Source organism: Mesorhizobium sp. P170090 (genome assembly GCF_057786115.1).
Genome location: NZ_JBYNWH010000001.1, coordinates 2445308 through 2462143, shown reverse-complemented (window position 1 = coordinate 2462143; position 16836 = coordinate 2445308). Strand labels below are relative to the sequence as shown.

At 64.3% G+C, this 16836-nt stretch carries 16 protein-coding genes; 7 read left to right on the top strand and 9 right to left on the bottom strand.

Features of this window, described 5'->3' with window-relative positions:
- Nucleotides 1-7: 7 nt before the first annotated feature.
- Both AC3EML_RS11650 and AC3EML_RS11645 read left to right on the top strand, forming a co-directional pair.
- Entirely contained in the window at nt 8-799 is a 792-nt protein-coding gene (locus AC3EML_RS11650) for a transporter substrate-binding domain-containing protein (RefSeq protein ID WP_023667863.1), read from the top strand.
- Nucleotides 793-1815 carry a LacI family DNA-binding transcriptional regulator gene (locus tag AC3EML_RS11645; protein WP_023714894.1) on the top strand — a complete coding sequence of 341 codons (1023 nt, stop codon included), beginning with the start codon at nt 793-795 and terminating at the stop codon, nt 1813-1815. The genes AC3EML_RS11650 and AC3EML_RS11645 overlap by 7 nt, the downstream gene beginning before the upstream one ends.
- Before the next feature lie 80 nt (nt 1816-1895).
- Here the strand turns inward: AC3EML_RS11645 and AC3EML_RS11640 are convergent, their stop codons facing one another.
- From AC3EML_RS11640 to AC3EML_RS11615, 6 genes are read right to left on the bottom strand one after another with little or no spacing between them, the layout of a single operon-like run.
- On the bottom strand, nt 1896-3155 hold the full coding sequence (locus AC3EML_RS11640; RefSeq protein ID WP_352521191.1) for an ABC transporter substrate-binding protein: 1260 nt from the start codon (nt 3153-3155) through the stop codon (nt 1896-1898).
- Nucleotides 3156-3191: 36 nt separating this feature from the next.
- Nucleotides 3192-3620, bottom strand: coding sequence for a hypothetical protein (locus tag AC3EML_RS11635; RefSeq protein WP_023667860.1), 429 nt, complete (start codon nt 3618-3620; stop codon nt 3192-3194).
- Nucleotides 3617-4672 carry an aldo/keto reductase gene (locus AC3EML_RS11630; RefSeq protein WP_023667859.1) on the bottom strand — a complete coding sequence of 352 codons (1056 nt, stop codon included), beginning with the start codon at nt 4670-4672 and terminating at the stop codon, nt 3617-3619. Before AC3EML_RS11630 ends, AC3EML_RS11635 begins: the two co-directional genes overlap by 4 nt.
- Entirely contained in the window at nt 4669-5022 is a 354-nt protein-coding gene (locus AC3EML_RS11625; RefSeq protein ID WP_023667858.1) for a TIGR04076 family protein, read from the bottom strand. Before AC3EML_RS11625 ends, AC3EML_RS11630 begins: the two co-directional genes overlap by 4 nt.
- Nucleotides 5023-5511 (bottom strand): DUF3830 family protein, encoded by a 489-nt coding sequence (locus AC3EML_RS11620; RefSeq protein WP_023667857.1) that lies wholly within the window; start codon nt 5509-5511, stop codon nt 5023-5025.
- A 1-nt stretch (nt 5512) separates the two neighbouring features.
- Nucleotides 5513-6235: a GntR family transcriptional regulator gene (locus AC3EML_RS11615; RefSeq protein WP_023686960.1), complete on the bottom strand. Its 723-nt coding sequence runs from the start codon at nt 6233-6235 to the stop codon at nt 5513-5515.
- 124 nt (nt 6236-6359) lie between these two features.
- Here AC3EML_RS11615 and AC3EML_RS11610 point away from each other — a divergent pair, with 124 nt between their 5' ends.
- Genes AC3EML_RS11610 through AC3EML_RS11590 form a run of 5 tightly spaced genes read left to right on the top strand, consistent with a single transcriptional unit; the run spans nt 6360 to nt 11083 of the window.
- The gene (locus AC3EML_RS11610; protein ID WP_023735676.1) at nt 6360-7160 is read left to right on the top strand and encodes an ABC transporter ATP-binding protein; all 801 of its coding nucleotides are present in this window, start codon (nt 6360-6362) and stop codon (nt 7158-7160) included.
- Nucleotides 7157-7906, top strand: coding sequence for a branched-chain amino acid ABC transporter ATP-binding protein (locus AC3EML_RS11605; RefSeq protein WP_352521190.1), 750 nt, complete (start codon nt 7157-7159; stop codon nt 7904-7906). Before AC3EML_RS11610 ends, AC3EML_RS11605 begins: the two co-directional genes overlap by 4 nt.
- Nucleotides 7903-8811, top strand: a complete 909-nt coding sequence (locus tag AC3EML_RS11600) for a branched-chain amino acid ABC transporter permease (protein WP_352521189.1) — start codon at nt 7903-7905, stop codon at nt 8809-8811. Before AC3EML_RS11605 ends, AC3EML_RS11600 begins: the two co-directional genes overlap by 4 nt.
- Nucleotides 8808-9791: a branched-chain amino acid ABC transporter permease gene (locus tag AC3EML_RS11595; RefSeq protein WP_352521299.1), complete on the top strand. Its 984-nt coding sequence runs from the start codon at nt 8808-8810 to the stop codon at nt 9789-9791. Before AC3EML_RS11600 ends, AC3EML_RS11595 begins: the two co-directional genes overlap by 4 nt.
- Nucleotides 9788-11083, top strand: coding sequence for an NAD(P)/FAD-dependent oxidoreductase (locus AC3EML_RS11590; RefSeq protein WP_352521188.1), 1296 nt, complete (start codon nt 9788-9790; stop codon nt 11081-11083). The genes AC3EML_RS11595 and AC3EML_RS11590 overlap by 4 nt, the downstream gene beginning before the upstream one ends.
- A 125-nt stretch (nt 11084-11208) precedes the next feature.
- Here AC3EML_RS11590 and AC3EML_RS11585 read toward each other — a convergent pair whose 3' ends face one another.
- The 3 genes from AC3EML_RS11585 to nirB are packed head-to-tail and all read right to left on the bottom strand — an operon-like array spanning nt 11209 to nt 16835.
- Nucleotides 11209-14046, bottom strand: a complete 2838-nt coding sequence (locus AC3EML_RS11585; RefSeq protein WP_352521187.1) for a nitrate reductase — start codon at nt 14044-14046, stop codon at nt 11209-11211.
- A 3-nt stretch (nt 14047-14049) separates the two neighbouring features.
- Nucleotides 14050-14379 carry a nitrite reductase small subunit NirD gene (nirD, locus tag AC3EML_RS11580; RefSeq protein ID WP_023686954.1) on the bottom strand — a complete coding sequence of 110 codons (330 nt, stop codon included), beginning with the start codon at nt 14377-14379 and terminating at the stop codon, nt 14050-14052.
- Nucleotides 14380-14384: 5 nt separating this feature from the next.
- Entirely contained in the window at nt 14385-16835 is a 2451-nt protein-coding gene (gene nirB / locus AC3EML_RS11575) for a nitrite reductase large subunit NirB (protein ID WP_352521186.1), read from the bottom strand.
- Nucleotide 16836: the final 1 nt, after the last annotated feature.

Sequence of the window (16836 nt, the reverse complement as noted above, 5' to 3'; positions counted from 1 at the left end):
AGGAACCATGAAAACCGTACTGCGTGCCTTCGCCGCGCTGGCCATCGTGGCCGGTTCGGCATTTCCAGCCCTTGCCGGCATGATTGACGACATCCGCTCACGCGGCACCATTCGCATCGGCGTATCGCTCGGCGGCGAGCCGATCGGCTTTCGCGATGCACAAAACAACCCTGTCGGCTACGATGTCGATGTCGCGACGCTGCTGGCGCAAAAGCTCGGCGTGCCGGTCGAGTTCGTCGACGTCTCGGGCGATGCGCGTATTTCCATGCTGGTGTCGGGACAGATCGATGTCGCGGTCGCAAACACCTCGGCAACGCTCGAGCGGGCCAAGACCGTCAACTTCACCATCCCCTACAACCGGGCCGGGCTGCGCGTCATCGTCCAGAAGGATGCCGGGATAACCGACCTCAAGGGGCTCGCCGGCAAGAAGGTTGTCGTCGGCCGCGGCACCACGGGCGAAACCTTCCTCAAGGCAGCCGTGCCGGACGCAGAGCTCGTCTATGTCGACCAGTTCGCGCCCGACGGGGTTCTGCAGCTGCAACAGAAGCGCGTCGATGCGGCGATCGAGGATTCCTCGCTGCTCGATTACCTCGCAACCAAGACACCGAGCCTGGTGACGCTGCCTGGCCTCTATTCCAACGATCCGATCGGCATCGCGGTCGCCAAGGGCGATCCCGAATTCGTCCGCTGGCTCGACATGTTCGTGTCCGACTTCATCCAGTCAGGCACCTACGAGGCGACCTACAAGAAGTGGTGGGGGCCGGGCTCCAACCCGCCGGCGCTCAACCCGCTGTGGTGACACCCACTACCGGCAACCGATCGGCGCACAGTCGAGGCGCCGTCGCAACGATCGCCGATGTCGCGCGGCTGGCAGGCGTGTCGCGTGCCGCGGCCAGCCGTGCGCTGTCGAGCGGACCGCGACCGGTCTCGGCGGACAAACGCGAACGTGTCGTGCAGGCCGCCGCGCAGCTCGGCTACAAACCCAATCTCCTGGCGCAAAGCCTGACCACCAAGACCGTCAATCTGGTTGCCGTCGTGGTCAACCACATTCACGACCTTTCAGATCTCGACCTGTTCGACCGGCTGCTCGACGCAATCCAGTCGATCGGCAAGCAGGTCATCCTCATCCGCATCGGCTCGGCGGAAGGGGTCGAGGATTTTCTGCGCAACGGCGTTGCCTATCATGTCGATGCCGCCGTGGTGTTCTCCGACTTTGCCGATGCAGCGACGGTGCGGCGCATGTTTCGCTCGGACCTGGTCATCATGCTGAACGGACTGCATGACGATCTGTCACCCACCGTCATTCCCGATGAAGGCGTCGGCATCGCCGAGGCCGTGGCGGATGCGGCGGCCAAGCGCGCGCGCACGGCCAGCCTGCTGACCGGCCGTTCGTCCTCGCGGGTCGAACAGCTGCGCATCGGCCACTACCTCGAAGCGTTCCGGCATCATGGAATTGAACTGCTGCAGACGGTCCAGGGAGACTATTCCTACGAGTCGGGCTATGCGGCAGCCGCCGGCCTGACGGGACGCGGCTGTCCCGATGCGGTCTTTTGTACGTCCGACGCGATGGCCATGGGTGTTCTGGATGTCTGCCGGGCGGATTTCCCCGACAACCGGCCCAGCCGCTTCCGCCTCTATGGCTTCGACAATGTGTCCCTGACCAATTTCGACGCCTACCCGATATCGTCAATCGGCTACGACAAATCAGACTATGTGGGTCATATCGTCGGCGCCCTCTCCAATCCGCAGGTCTTCATGCCCGGCCAGCCGCCTGTCGTTATATTGACCCGGCTGATTTCGCGCTTGACCGCGTAACTAGCGCCGATGTTGGACTGCTTGTCCGGCGTCGATCTCCCAGAGATCGAACGGAGATCGCGCCGGACAATGTACCGGCGCTACTGCAATTTCGCCTGCAGCGCGTTGACGTCGTCGGTTGTCATTTCACCGTCGGTCGTCACCTTGCCGTCGACGATCTTCCACAGCCGGAACGGACCGGTGATGTCGCCATATTTGTCGAAGCTGACCGGACCGATGACGCCTTCATAGCGGATCGGCTTGCCGTCCTTGATCAGGCCGAGCGCCTTGGCGAACTCGTCCTTGCCGGCATAGATCGGTGTGCCGGCAAGATCGACCGCCTTGTACATGGCATCCTTGATCTTGGCTGGATCCTCGGAGCCGGCAATGGCAATGGCGAGACCGACAATGGCGCCGGCATCATAGGAACGGTCGGCTGCCGGGTTCGACGGTTCGATGCCCGAAAACTCCTTGTAGTTTTTCAGGAAATAGTCGGTGGATGCCGTCGGGCTGGTGCCGGAAGAGGTACCATAGGCATCCTTCAGATAATCGGCGCCGACGGATTCGATGAAGTCCGGGCTGTTCATGCCGTCATTGAGCAGGAATTTCTGCACGCCGCCCTGCGATATCCAGGTGCGGGCGACCGTTGCGCCGTCGACCGGCGTGCTGACGAGGTAGAGTCCGTCCGGCTCGCCTCCCATCGCCGCCGTCACTTCCGAAGCATAGCTCGACTGCTTTTCATTATAGGGCGTGTCGGAGACGATGGTGCCGCCGAGCGCTTTGTAGGCACGCGAGAATTCGGCCACCATGTTGACGCCGAAGTCGTTGTTGACATGGATGATCGACAGTTTCTTGAAGCCCTTGTCGATGGCGTATTTGGCGGCGGCCACGCCTTGCAGCGCATCCGACGTGATGGTGCGGAAGAAGATGCCGTTGGTCTTGCCGTCGCGGCCAAGGGCGGTCAGCGTCGGCGAGGACGAAGCCGGCGACACCTGCACGATCTTGGCCGGCCCGGTGACCGAGGTCAAAATCGGGATCGACACCGAGGAGATGATGCCGCCGATGATCACCGGCACCTTCTTGACCTGTACCAGCTGGGTCGCGGCATCGACCGCGATATTGCCCTGGCTCTGGCTGTCGCGCGTGTCGGTTGCGAGATCGCAGCCGCGTACGCCACCGGCTTCATTGATGTCGCGGAAGGCCATTTCGACGGACTTCGCGCCGGCCTGGCCGTATTCGCCGGCCGGACCGGTGAGCTCCATGACCAGGCCGACGGTGATCTTGCAGTCCGCTGCGTGTGCGGCGCCGGCCATCGTCACGAGAGCCAGTGCTGTGGTGATTTGAAGTATCGTCTTCTTCATTGCCGTTCCCCTTTTTTTGTTTGAACTTTTGCCTGTTCAGCCTTCCGGCGCCTGCAGCCAGGTCTCATGCAGATGCCGCCATTCGACGCCGTTTGGTGCCGATGAACTGGTGGTGAAGACCGCACTGGACTGCCGGCGACTGTGTTTGCCGGCGCGCAGTTGCGCCTCGATGTAGAAGATGACGATCGTGTCCGCGTCCTGCCAACCCGGCCTGATGTCCTCGATCGATATGGCAAAACCGTCGTCGCAAGTGGCGCGGCTTGTCCGGACATGATCTACGACCGCGTCGCGATCGAGGATCTGGCCATTCGGCGCCACCATGGTGAGGCCTTCGCCCATGACAGCCTCGAAGCGGCCGAACTCCACAGCGTCGGCTCGCGCGGCGACAAACCAGTCGACGAAGAAGCGATGCAGGTCGATGATTTCAGCGCTGGCACGCGAAAAAAGGGAAGGCTCTCCGCTCATTTCTTCCCCGCATTGAGGTTGTAATGCATGATCGAGCCGTGGCGGCCATGACGGTCGCGCTCCAGCGCGTAGACATCGCCCGCGAGGCCGGTGCCTTGTGCGATGGCGGCAGCAATCCGCGCGCGATCGTCGGCGTCGAGCGCGACGTCCATGATTTTCGTATTGGCCAGCGCATGTGCCTGGTTGCGTGCACCCACAATGACGGCCGCGACCTGCGGCTGCTCGAGCACCCATGCCGAGGCGATGGTGGCAATGTCGACGCCGTGGCGATCGCCGACCGCTTTCAGCGCCTTGAGCAGGGACTGGAACAGCTCCCAGCCGCCGAAGTCGTCGATGATCAGCTTGTATTTGACCAGCGAGCGGTTTTCGAGCGGCGTGGAGGGCTCGGCCACGCCAAGCCATTTGTCGCTGAGGAAGCCGCCCGCCACCGAGCCGTAGCAGAGGAAGCGGACACCGTTCTTAGCGGCAAGGCCCGCAAGGCTGTTTGCCGGCCGCTGGTCGAGCACTGAATATTGCAGTTGCTGGCTGACCAGCGGGATGCCCGCGGAGAGGATTTCGGCTAGCCTCGGCGTATCGAAATTGGTGGTGCCGAGATTGCGCACCTTGCCTTCCAGCCGAAGCTCGTCGAGCCAACCCATCGCCTCGACGTAACGAGGCTGGTCATAATCCCACCAGTGAAACTGCACGAGGTCGATCCGCTCGGTCTTGAGCCTGCGAAGCGACTGATCGACGATGCCCCTGATGTAGTCGCGGCTGATGCCTGCCAGTCGTTCGAGGTCCGGCACCAGCTTGGTGTGCACCTTCATCCTGGCCGCGACATCGAGACCGCGCTCGCCGGCCAGCCGCAGGCGCGCGGCGCCGATCAGTTCCTCGACGCCGGTGTAGATGTCGGCGCAGTCATAGGTCCAGATGCCGGCATCGAAAGTGGCGATGAGGTCGGTCACCGCCTGGCTGCGGTCGACGGCGCCATGCCCGCCGGCCAGCTGCCAGCCACCGCGGATGACTCGCGAGATCCCATAGCCGGGGCTGAGTTCGATGGTCCTGGCGGTCATCCCTTGTCGGTCTCCTTCGGCAGCGGCACGGCCGTGGTTTCGGCATGGCTGAACCGCCGCTTGGCAAGCCTGACGATGCGGAGCCGGCTGGCGCAATTGGGATCGGGACAGGCGATCTCGGCATCCGAGGTCATCCAGTCATTTGCATGCGTCGGGCGCTGCTTTGCCGCCAGGAGCGGCAACACGGCCGAGATCGAATAGATCGAAAAACCCTGCCCTGCCGGCAGCGAGAGCATTTCGCCCTTGAGTTCGAAATAGTCGCCGGCCCTGGCGCCGCAATAGACCGGCTTGCCCTCGGGGATGACCGCTTCGACGCGCAGATCGAAGAGTTCGAAACTGTCGTCGGCCATTCAGGCCTCCACCAGGCTGAAGGTGATGTCACAGGCGCCGTTGCGGCGGATGACGCCGCAGGCGGCGGCAAACTGATCGCGCTCTCCGGCAAGCACTTGCGCGACCACGCTGCCGGCCAGCCAGCCGATCGGGAACAGCAGCCGCGCCCCCTGCCCGTAGTACAGGCCGATATCGAAGATGGCATTGGGATTGCCGCCCCACACGCGTGGCGGCACATAGGACAGCACGATATCGCCGGGCTGCGGCGTCAGCGTTGCATTCTCCGGTGGCAAAGACTGGGCATAGGCCTGGCCGTGGAGATCGGCTGACGGAACCGGGCACGAGATTTCCGGTCCTGTCCACATCGCATGGATGCCTGGGATGATGCGTGGCTGCGCCAGATACGCCAGCAGGAAGGCGGCATTCTCCGGCGCCTTTTCGGGCAATAGCAGCGCCGTCACGGAAAGCTTCGAGCGTGGTTCTGTGATGCCGATGGCGGGCTTGGGCATGTCAGTCCTTCGCCGATTGAAGTTTGTCGCGCAGGAAGGCGAAGGGGCGGCTGATGTCGGCTACCAGCGCCTCGCGCGCCGCTTGCGCATCCTGTTTGGCAAGTGCCGCGACAATTCGACGATGATAGTGGGCGGTATCAACCTCGCCTGCCTCGGAGAAGGCATAGATGGCGACGCGGATGCAGGGACCCGATTGAAGCCAGAGGCTTTCGATCATCGGGATCAGCACAGCCGAGCCGCAGCAGCGGTAGATCTCAAAATGGAAGCTCTGGTTGAGCGTCGCTTCGCGATCGATATCCTTCTTGTGCTTCAGGGCCCGCATCTCGTCCCATTCGCCCAGCATGGCTTCGATCGACGCGATCTGGCGCGGGCTCATGCGCCTGGCGGCAAGCGCGATCGCTTCGCCTTCGATGAGTGAGCGGGCACGCAGGAGGTCGTCGATGCGCTCCAGCGTGATCGGCGGCACGCGCACGGAACGGTTGGGCAGCGCCTCCAGTGCCTTTTCCGTGATCAGCCGGCCGAGCGCTTCGCGTACCGGCATGGTCGAGGTGACCAGCGCATCGGCAAGACCGCGGATGGTCAGCACCTGGTTCGGCTCGAAAAGGCCACCGATCAGAGCACGGCGCAACTCGGAATAGACGCGATCCTGCACCGTCTCGCGGCCGACCGGCGTAAGCTGGGCTGCGATCGTCTCGTTGTTCTTTTCGATGGCAGCCTTCTGCATTACCGGCATTTGCCCCGTTTTCGGCTTGCGAATGAAATTAAAGCCGAATAGCGTGATCAAAGCAAGTGTGATCACAAATCAAAAATCAGGAGGCGACAACGATCGTCTTCGGCCAGAGGGTTTGATGAGCGATGCAGCGGAGCGCCAACGGCAGGAGACCCGTGCGCCAGTTCTGACGGCACGAAACGTCGTCAGGCGTTTTGGCGGCCTTGTCGCCGTCAACGATGTCTCGTTTGATGTCAAAGCGGGCGAAATCCTCGGCCTGATCGGGCCGAATGGCGCCGGCAAGACGACGATGTTCGATCTGTTGGCGGGCAGCATATTGCCAACCAGCGGCGATATCCTGCTCAATGGCACGCGCGTCTCCGGCGAAGCCGCTCATCTGCGTATCGGCCGTGGTCTTGGCCGCACCTTCCAGATCCCGCGCCCCCTGCCCAATCTGACGCTGATCGAAAACATCATGCTGGCGGCGCAGGGCCAAGCCGGCGAAAAATTGCTCGCCAACTTCGTCACGCCGTGGCGAGTGGCGGCACAGGAAAGAGCAGCCAGGGCAAAGGCACTCGAGCTGCTCGAGCTCGTCTCGCTCGCTCGGCTGGCGCACGAACCGGCGCGCGTGCTTTCCGGCGGTCAACGCAAGCTGCTCGAACTCGCCCGCGTCATGATGGCCGATCCGGCGATCATCCTGCTCGACGAACCGGCCGCCGGCGTCAACGCGACGCTGCTCGAGATCATCATCGACCGCATCCGCGACATCAACGCGCACGGCATCACCTTTCTGCTGATCGAGCACAATATCGACATGGTGACGCGGCTCTGCCACCGTGTCCTCGTCATGGCGAGCGGCCAGTTGCTCAGCGAAGGCACGGCAGAGGAAGTCGCCCGCGACCCGCGCGTCATCGAGGCTTATCTCGGGGGCGCCACATGAACGAGACCGTCCTCGACGTGCGCAACCTCGAAGCCGGCTATGAGCTTGGCGTGCCGATCGTGCGCGGCGCCTCGATCACCGTCGGCAAGGGCGAGATCGTCGTCGTGCTCGGCCCCAACGGCGCCGGCAAGTCGAGCTTCATCAAGGCGATCGCCGGCCTTGTCCCGATCACCGGCGGCGCGGTGTTCCTGGACGGCAAGGACATAACCGCCGCGCCCGCCCACACCATGGTCCGGCTCGGCCTGGCCTTCGTACCGCAGACGGAGAACATCTTCCCGCTGATGTCGGTCGAGGACAATCTGAAAGTCGCCTGCGGCATCCTCGAGCGACGCGAAATCCCTGCCCGCATCGAGGAAATGTACACGGCCTTCCCCGACCTCGTCCGCCAGCGCCGCACCGCCGCCGGCAATCTGTCGGGCGGACAGCGGCAGATGCTCGCCGTCGCACGCGCGCTGATCGTCCATCCCAAGGTGCTGGTGCTCGACGAGCCGTCGGCCGGCCTGTCGCCGAAATTCGTATCGATGGTGTTCGAGATGCTCGCCGGCATCCGCAGGTCCGGCGTCACCATCCTGCTGGTCGAACAGAACGCCAAGGCAGCGCTTGCCATCGGCGACCGCGCCTATGTGCTGGTCGAAGGCAAGGATCGGCACGAGGGTGTGGCGTCCGAATTGTGGAACGATCCTGTCGTCGCCGAACTCTATCTCGGCCAACGCCCTTCTCACGCCAGTAAGGGAGGCGCGGCATGAGCCTGCAATTTGTCATCGATGGGCTGCTGACCGGCTCGATGATCGGCCTAGGCGCCATCGGCGTGACGCTGACCTACTCGATCCTGCGCTTCTCGAACTTCGCCCATGGCGACTTCATGGCCTGGGGCACCTATGCGACGCTCGCCGTCGTCAGCACCATCGGCGCGATGTTCGGCAAGGTGGAGCCCATTGGACCGCTGTCTTTCGGCTGGCCGCTGCTGGTTGCGCTGGTTGTCGGCATGATTTTCACTGCCCTGCTGGCGCTGTTGCTCGACAAGGTGCTGTTTTCGCGGCTTCGCTCGCAGGGGCAAGCCATCATCGTGGTGATGGCGAGCTTCGGCGCCTCGATGGCGCTGCGCAGCCTGCTCGAATTCACCTTCAGCTCACGGCCGACCTATTTCAGCCGCGCGATCCAGATCGCCATGCCGGTCGGCTTCGGCATCCGCATCACGCCCGATCAGATCGCGCTTCTGCTGCTGACCGCCGTGCTGGTGCTCGGCGTGCATCTGTTGATGACACGCACGCAGACCGGCCGCTCCATGCAGGCGCTGAGCCAAAATGCGGCCCTGGCCCGCATCGTCGGCATCGACGTTGCCTCCGTTGTGCGTGTCACCTGGATCATCGGCGGGGCGCTGGCCTGCGTGGCCGGCGTGATGATCGGCATTCTGGTGCAGATCCGCCCGTTCATGGGCTTCGACATGCTGCTGCCGATGTTTGCAGCAGCAATCCTCGGCGGCATCGGCAGCATTCCGGGCGCTGTGCTCGGCGGCTTGATCATCGGTCTTGCCGAAGCCGGTGCGGTGCAGCTGATCGGCGCCGAATGGCGCGCTGCAATCTCCTTCATCATCCTGATGGCGGTGCTGTTCGTGCGGCCGATCGGCCTGTTTGGTGTGAGGGAACGCTGATGGACCTGCTCGGCTACGGCGCCTTCTTCCTGACCACCGCGCTGATCTTTTCGCTGGTCACGCTGGGGCTCAATCTGCAGTGGGGGCTGACCGGCCTGTTCAATGTCGGCCTTGCCGGTTTCGTCGCCATCGGTGCCTATACATCGGCGCTGCTCACGACCCCGGACGATGCCGCGCGCTTCGGCGGCTTCGGTCTGCCGATCCTGGCCGGCTGGGCGGGCGCCATGATCGTCGGCGGTATCGCCGCAGCAATTACCGGCATGGCCACGCTGCGTCTGCGATCAGACTACCTGGCGATCACCACCTTCGGCGTCGCCGTCGTCGTGCAGCTGGTCGCGCTCAACGCGCAGAAACTCACCGGCGGCCCGTTCGGCATCGGTTTCATCCCGCGCCCGTTCGGCGGCCTTGCCGAAACGCCGCTGCTGTTCAACCTGTCGAACCTTGCGGTCGTTTCGGCTGTGACGCTGATCGCCTATCTCGCTCTGGAGCACCTGTCGCGCAGCCCCTGGGGCCGCGTGCTCAAGGCGCTGCGCGAGGACGAGCGAGCGGCGATTTCGCTGGGCAAGAGCGCGCGCTTCTACCGCGTCCAGGCCTTTGCCGTCGGCGGCGCCATCATGGCGCTGGCCGGCGCTTTGCAGGCGCATTTCACCGGCTTCATCGCGCCCGATAACTATCTGCCGATCCTGACCTTCCAGGTCTGGGTGATGCTGATCGTCGGCGGCTCGGGCAGCAATGCCGGCGCCATTGCCGGCAGCATCCTGGTCTGGGCGATATGGGCGGGGTCGGGCACGCTGACCAGCGTGCTGTTTGCGCCCGAGCAGCAGGCACGCGCGGCCTCACTGCAGATCGTCGCCATCGGCGTCATGCTCTGCGTCATCCTGCTGATCCGGCCTAACGGATTGTTCGGCGACCGGCCGCGCCGGCCGAAGCCCGGCAAACAGACAAAGGCGGCGGCCAGCGAGAACGAGGCCGGACCATGAATGCCATGATCCGGCAAGACGTGCATGGCGTTTCACTCTGGCATGCCGTCAGCCGCAACCGCCGCGACCGGGGCACGCTGCAAGGCGGGCTCGACGTCGATCTCGCAATCGTTGGCGGCGGCTTTTCCGGCCTCTCGACGGCATTGCATGCCGCCGAGAAAGGGCTTTCGGTCGCGGTCCTTGAAGCCGAATTCCTTGCTTGGGGTGCGACCGGCCGGAATGCCGGCTTCGTCGTTCCGAACTTCGCCAAGCGGGATCCAGACGACATCATCGCTGAACTCGGACCCGAGCGCGGCGGGCGCCTGGTTGACTTCGCCGCCGGCAGCGCCGACCTGGTCTTCGGGCTGATCAAGCGGCACGGCATCGAATGCGACGCTGTGCAGAATGGTTGGATCCAGCCGGCGCATTCGTCCGCCGCGCTGGAAAAGACGCGATCGCGCGCCGCGCAATGGGCGGCGCGGGGCAGGCCGACCGTTGCGCTCGATGCCATGGCGGTCACGGAGCTCACCGGCATCGACGGCTACTCCGGCGGTTGGATGGACAACTCGGGCGGCGTCCTCAATCCGGTCGAGTATGCGCGCGGCCTGGCCGACGCCGCGGAAAAGGCTGGCGCACGCATCTTCGAGCAGACGCGTGTCACTTCCATCGACCGCACTCCGGATGGCTGGGCCTTGAAGACGGCGTCCGGCACTGTGCGAGCGGGCAAGGTCTTGGTCGCCACCAACGCCTATGGTGGAGAGCTGAACCCGACACTGGCGCGGACCTATATCCCGCTGAAAGTCTTCCAGATCGCCACTGCGCCGCTGTCGCGCGCCATACGCGCGCGCCTGCTGCCCGGCGGCCAGGGCGTTGGCGACACCAGGCGCAACCTGTTCACGTGCCGCTTCGATGGCCAGAACCGGCTGATCAGCGGCGGCATGCATGTCGTCGGCGCCGGCGCCGAGACGCGCGTGCCGCAAACGATTTGGCGACGGCTCGCCAGGCATCTCGATTTGCCTGACCTGCCGCCGCTTGCCTACAGCTGGACAGGCGTGGCGGCGGTGGTGCCGGATTTCCTGCCGCGTCTCATCGACCTCGGCCCGGGCCTGATCGCCGGCTTCGCCTGCAACGGCCGCGGCATCGCCATGACCACGGCAATGGGCAAGGTGTTGGCGGACTGGGCGAGCGGAACGGACGCAAGGGATTTGCCGCTCCCTTTCGCCGCACCATCGCCGATCCCGCTGCACAGCCTCGTGCGCTATGCACCGAATATGCTGCTCCCCTGGAGCATCCTGCGCGACCGGCTGGATTAGACAGCCAAGCCAGGTGATCCCCCTTGCCGGCGCGCTCATGGCGGCCCGAAAAGGACCGCCACCGCAATCGATGACCATGGTGGCCCAAGAGGATATCGTCAGATCCCCTCCCCAGCCAGCCGCATCTACTCCGCAGCCTGAACCCGATTGGCCTGGATGACCGCCCGGATCTCGGACCGGCAGGAGCCGCAATTGGTGCCGGCCTTCAGGGCGCCGCCTATGGCTTCGACTGTCGTGCACCCGGCCGCCACTGCCGCCACGATCTGGTTGACCCCGACGTTGAAACAGGAGCAGACGGTCGCGCCCGCATCGGGCCGATCGGCGCCGGCGCGACCGGCGACGATCCTGAAGCGTTCGCGCTGGCTGGTGTGAACTTCCTGGAGTTGCTGTGCCGCCCAGCTTCGCGAAACCGCCACCGGTCCCGACGCGATAAACAAAGCCCCGGCGAGGTGCTGGTCGTCGAAGGCAGCAATACGATGCTGGCCGGTATCACGGTCGTGATATGCGAGCATATCGGCTACGGGAACATCGAACAGCGAACCAGCAAAACCAGCCCAGTCGATGTCGTCGTCAGCAAAGGCAAGCTCCACCCGCCAGCCGCCCGTGCATTTGGCCACGGCCCAGTAATCTGCTGCGACCGGCACCGGCTTGTGGCGCACCACAGCGAAGCCGAAGGCTCTCGCGGCGAATTTCTCGATACGGGCGCCGACATGTTTCAGCGCAGGCTGACCGGAAACCGGATCGGTCAGAGGCGCGGTCAGCGCATCGAGCCGGCCCTTTGCCGAAAACTGGTCAGTCCAGTGCATCGGCGCAAACACGCTCCCCTGGCGCTGGCGTGCCGTCACCAGCGCGCGCACCAGCACATCGCCGCGCGGGCTGGAGACGCGCACGATGTCGGCGTCGCCAATGCCGTGATGCGTGGCATCCGCCGGGTGGATCTCGACGAAGGGCTCGGCCATGTGCTGGGAGAGACGTGGGCTTTTGCCGGTGCGGGTCATTGTGTGCCAATGGTCGCGAACGCGGCCGGTGTTGAGGATCAGCGGATAGTCCGGGCTGGTGCGTGTCTCGACGATGGGACGAATGGCGATGAAGCGGGCCTTGCGGTCGGGATTGTAGAAATTGCCGTTGGCGAAGAAGCGGGTGTTGGAAGGGTCAAGTCCCGCTTGAACACCCCCCTCTGTCCTGCCGGACATCTCCCCCGCAAGGGGGGAGATTGGCAGCTTTGACGCCGGCATATCTTCTGCATCGTTGGTAATTGGCGAAGGCCGAGGCGACGGCTGATCTCCCCCCTTGCGGGGGAGATGGCCGGCAGGCCAGAGGGGGATGGCTGGGCTCGGCGCCGGCCATTGGAAAGGCTCAAGCGCTGCATAGGCCTCCTTATCAACACCAGCATAACCACCAGTATCGAAATCCCGTGCGCCGTCATTCTCGAACCCGGATAGCGCGGCGTGTTCGGCGAAGATTTCCGCTGGCGACGAATAGGAAAACGCCTCGTCAAACCCCATCCGCTTGCCCACCTCGGCGACGATCAACCAATCCGGCCGCGCCTCACCAGGCACCGCAAGAAAGCTGCGCTGGCGCGAGATGCGGCGCTCTGAATTGGTCACGGTGCCGTCCTTCTCGCCCCATGCGGCGGCGGGCAGCCGCACATGGCCGTGGCGCACGGTGTCCGTGCTCGCCAGCACATCCGAAACCGCGACAAACGGGCAGGCCTTGATCGCTGCCTCGACGGCATCGGCATCCGGCATCGAATCGACCGGGTTGGTGGCCATGATCCACAGCGCCTTGATGCGCCCGTCGGCCACCGCCTGAAACATCTCGACCGCCTTCAGACCGGGCTTTTGGGCGACGGCCGGCGCATTCCAGAAACGCTGCACGCGGTCGCGGTGCTCGGGGTTTTCGATCTCCATATGGGCGGCCAGCATATTGGCCATGCCGCCGACCTCGCGGCCGCCCATGGCGTTGGGCTGGCCGGTCACTGAAAACGGTCCTGCCCCAGGTTTGCCGATGCGGCCGGTGGCGAGATGGCAGTTGATGATGGCGTTGACCTTGTCAGTGCCCGAAGACGACTGGTTCACGCCTTGGCTGTAGACCGTCACTGTCTTTGCGGTGGTGGCAAACAGGCTATAGAAGCGGGCAAGCTCCTCTTCGCTCAAGCCGGTGGCGGCGGCAACGCCGGCAAGATCGAGTTTCGAGGCGGCGAAGAGCGCTTGCCCGAAGCCGGTCGTGTGGGCGGTGATGTAAGCGCGGTCGAGTGCGTTGTGCTGGCCGAGCCAGGCGAGCAGACCAGTGAACAAAGCAACGTCGCCATCCGGCGCGATCGCCAGGTGAATGTCGGCGATATCAGCGGTCATGGTGCGGCGCGGGTCGACCAGCACGACCTTCATCTCCGGTCGTTTTTCCCGGGCCGCCGCGATGCGCTGGAAGAGCACGGGATGGCACCAGGCGAGATTGGAGCCGACCAGCACGATCAGGTCGGCGAGCTCGAGATCCTCGTAGGTGCCGGGCACGGTGTCGGAGCCGAAGGCGCGGCGGTGGCCGGCAACCGAGGAGGCCATGCATAGCCGCGAATTGGTGTCGATGTTGGCCGAGCCGATGAAGCCCTTCATCAGCTTGTTGGCGACATAGTAGTCTTCGGTCAGCAACTGGCCGGAGACATAGAAGGCGACGGAGTCAGGACCGTGCTCGGCGATGGTTTGCGAAAAGGTCGAAGCGACGCGGTCGAGCGCCTCGTCCCAGCCGGCACGGCGACCGTGGATTTCGGGGTAGAGCAGCCTGCCGTCGAGGTCGATGGTTTCGGCCAGGGCCGAGCCCTTGGAGCAGAGCCGGCCGAAATTCGCTGGATGGTCGGGGTCGCCGCGGACGCTGACTTCACGGTCCGCGGCGACTTTCGCCAGCACGCCGCAACCCACCCCGCAATAGGGGCAGGTGGTCCTCACCTCGCGCGCTTCGCCCAGTTCCATGCTTCAGGCCGCGCGGCTGGCCAGCGCTTTCAGCGCAATGAACAGGAGCTCGCCCTCGATCCGCACAGGAATGGTGCGCACGGCGCCCTCGTCGGCGCCGAGCGCCTTGCCCGTCTCCAGCGAGATGACCCAATTGTGCAAGGGACAGGTGACGGCGGTGCCGTGGACGATGCCTTGGCTCAGCGGCCCACCTCTGTGCGGGCAATGATCGTCGATGGCGTAGACCTGATCGTCCTGCGTGCGGAAGACGGCGATCTTACCCTCGGGTGTGTCGACGCAGCGCGCGCCACGCCGCGGGATGTCGGAGAGTGAGCCGATCGATATCCAGTCCATTTTGATCACTCCGCCGCCTGCGCAAACCCGACAGAAGCCATTGGCCGGAACTCGTGCTTGTCCTTGCCGGAGACGCGTTCCGACCACGGGTCGACCTGGGCGAATTTCTGGCTGAAGACGAAGCGCTCGTAATAGGCCTTGCGCTTTGCACCGTCGTCCATGATCTGGCGCTTGATCTCGGGGATGCCGATGCGCTTGGCCCATTTGTAGATGCGCTCGAGATAGCGGCCCTGCTCGCGATACATCTGCGTCAGCGCCACGATATGCTCCAGCGCCTCGTCCTCGGTCTTGACCAGGCCAAGCACTTCGGTGCCCTTGATGTCGAGGCCGGCGGCGCCGGCGAAATGGATCTCGTAGCCACTGTCGACACAGATCACGCCGACATCCTTGCAGGTCGCCTCGGCGCAGTTACGCGGACAGCCCGACACCGCCATTTTGACCTTGGCCGGGGTCCACGAGCCCCACATGAATTTCTCGATGCGAATGCCGAGGCCGGTCGAATCCTGCGTGCCGAAGCGGCACCAGTCGGAGCCGACACAGGTCTTCACCGTGCGCAGGCCCTTGGCGTAAGCATGGCCTGAGACGAAGCCGGCCTGGCCGAGATCGGCCCACACCGCCGGCAGATCCTCCTTGCGGATGCCCAGCATGTCGATGCGCTGGCCGCCGGTGACCTTGACCATCGGTATCTCGAACTTGTCGACGACGTCGGCGATGGCGCGCAGTTCGGCGGCGTTGGTGACGCCGCCCCACATGCGCGGCACCACCGAATAGGTGCCGTCCTTCTGGATGTTGGCGTGGACGCGTTCGTTGATGAAGCGCGACTGATAGTCGTCGGCGTAATCGTTCGGCCAGTCGCAGACGAGGTAGTAGTTGAGCGCCGGCCGACATTTTGCGCAGCCGCAGGAGGTCGTCCATTCCAGCTCCTGCATGACGGCGGGAATGTTCTTCAGGCTCTTGGCGATGATCAGCCGGCGCACCTCGTCATGGCCGAGCGTTGTGCAGCCGCACATCGGTTGCACGGCGGCCGGGTTGTATTTGTCGCCGATGGTCAGCACCATCAGCTTCTCGACCAGCCCGGTGCACGAACCGCAGGAAGCCGATGCCTTGGTGTGGGCGCGCACGTCGTCGAGCGAAGCCAGGCCCTTGGCCGTGATCGCGCCGGTGATCTTGCCCTTGCAAACGCCGTTGCAGCCGCAGATTTCCGCATCATCCGGCAAGGCTGCAACGGCCGCCATAGGGTCCAGCGGGGCACCCCCCTGGTAGGACTGGCCGAAGATGAGCGTGTCGCGCATCTCCGATATGTCGGTCTGCTTCTTCTTGAGATCGTTGAACCAGGCCCCATCCGCCGTCTCGCCATAAAGCACGGTGCCGATGATGCGGTCGTCCTTGAGCACAAGGCGCTTGTAGACGCCGGCGGCGGCATCGCGCAGCACGATCTCCTGGCGGTCCTCGCCTTCGGCGAAGTCGCCAAGCGAGAACAGGTCGATGCCGGTGACCTTGAGCTTGGTCGGCGTGTCCATGTGGACGAAGGCCGCTGCCTCGTTGCCGGCCAACTGGTTCGCGGCAACGCGCGCCATCTCATAGAGCGGCGCGACCAGCCCGTAGACCTGGCCGTAGACCTCGGCGCATTCGCCGAGCGCGTAGATGTCGGGGTCATTGCTGCGCATGCCGGCATCGACGACAATACCACGATTGACGGCTATGCCGGCCTCCCTGGCCAGCGCCGCATTCGGCCGGATGCCAACCGCCATCACCACCAGCGTTGCCGGGATAATAGTGCCGTCGGCAAGCTCCACCTGCCCGACCTTGCCGTTGCCGGTGATCGCCTGGGTGTTGGCCTTGGTGATGACCTTGATGCCGCGCTGTTCCACCGCGCGCTGCAGGAGATAGCCGGCGGCTGGATCGAGCTGACGCTCCATCAATGTCGGCATGACATGCAGCACGGTGACGTCCATGCCTTGGGCGTTCAAACCTGCTGCCGCCTCCAGCCCGAGCAGGCCGCCGCCGATGACCACGGCCTTGGCGCGCGACTGGGCGGCAAGCATCATGGCCTGAACATCGTCGAGGTCGCGATAGGTCAGCACCCCCGGCAGATCATGGCCGGGCACCGGAACGATAAAGGGCACCGATCCGGTGGCGATGACGAGCTTGTCGTAAGGCTCGGTGACGCCGTGATCGGAGGTGACTGTCTTGGCCGCCCGGTCGATGGCGACGATCTTGTGACCTTTGTAGAGGGTGATGTTGTTGGCGATGTACCAGCCGTCGCCGTGGATGATGATTTCCTCATAGGCCTTTTCGCCGGAGAGAACCGGCGACAGCATGATGCGGTCGTAGTTCACCCGCGGCTCGGCGTTGAAAATGGTCACGGTGTAGCGGCCCGGCGCCTGTTCGAGCAGATGCTCCAGCATGCGCCCGGGGGCCATGCCGTTGCCGATGATGACGAGTTTTTCGGTCATG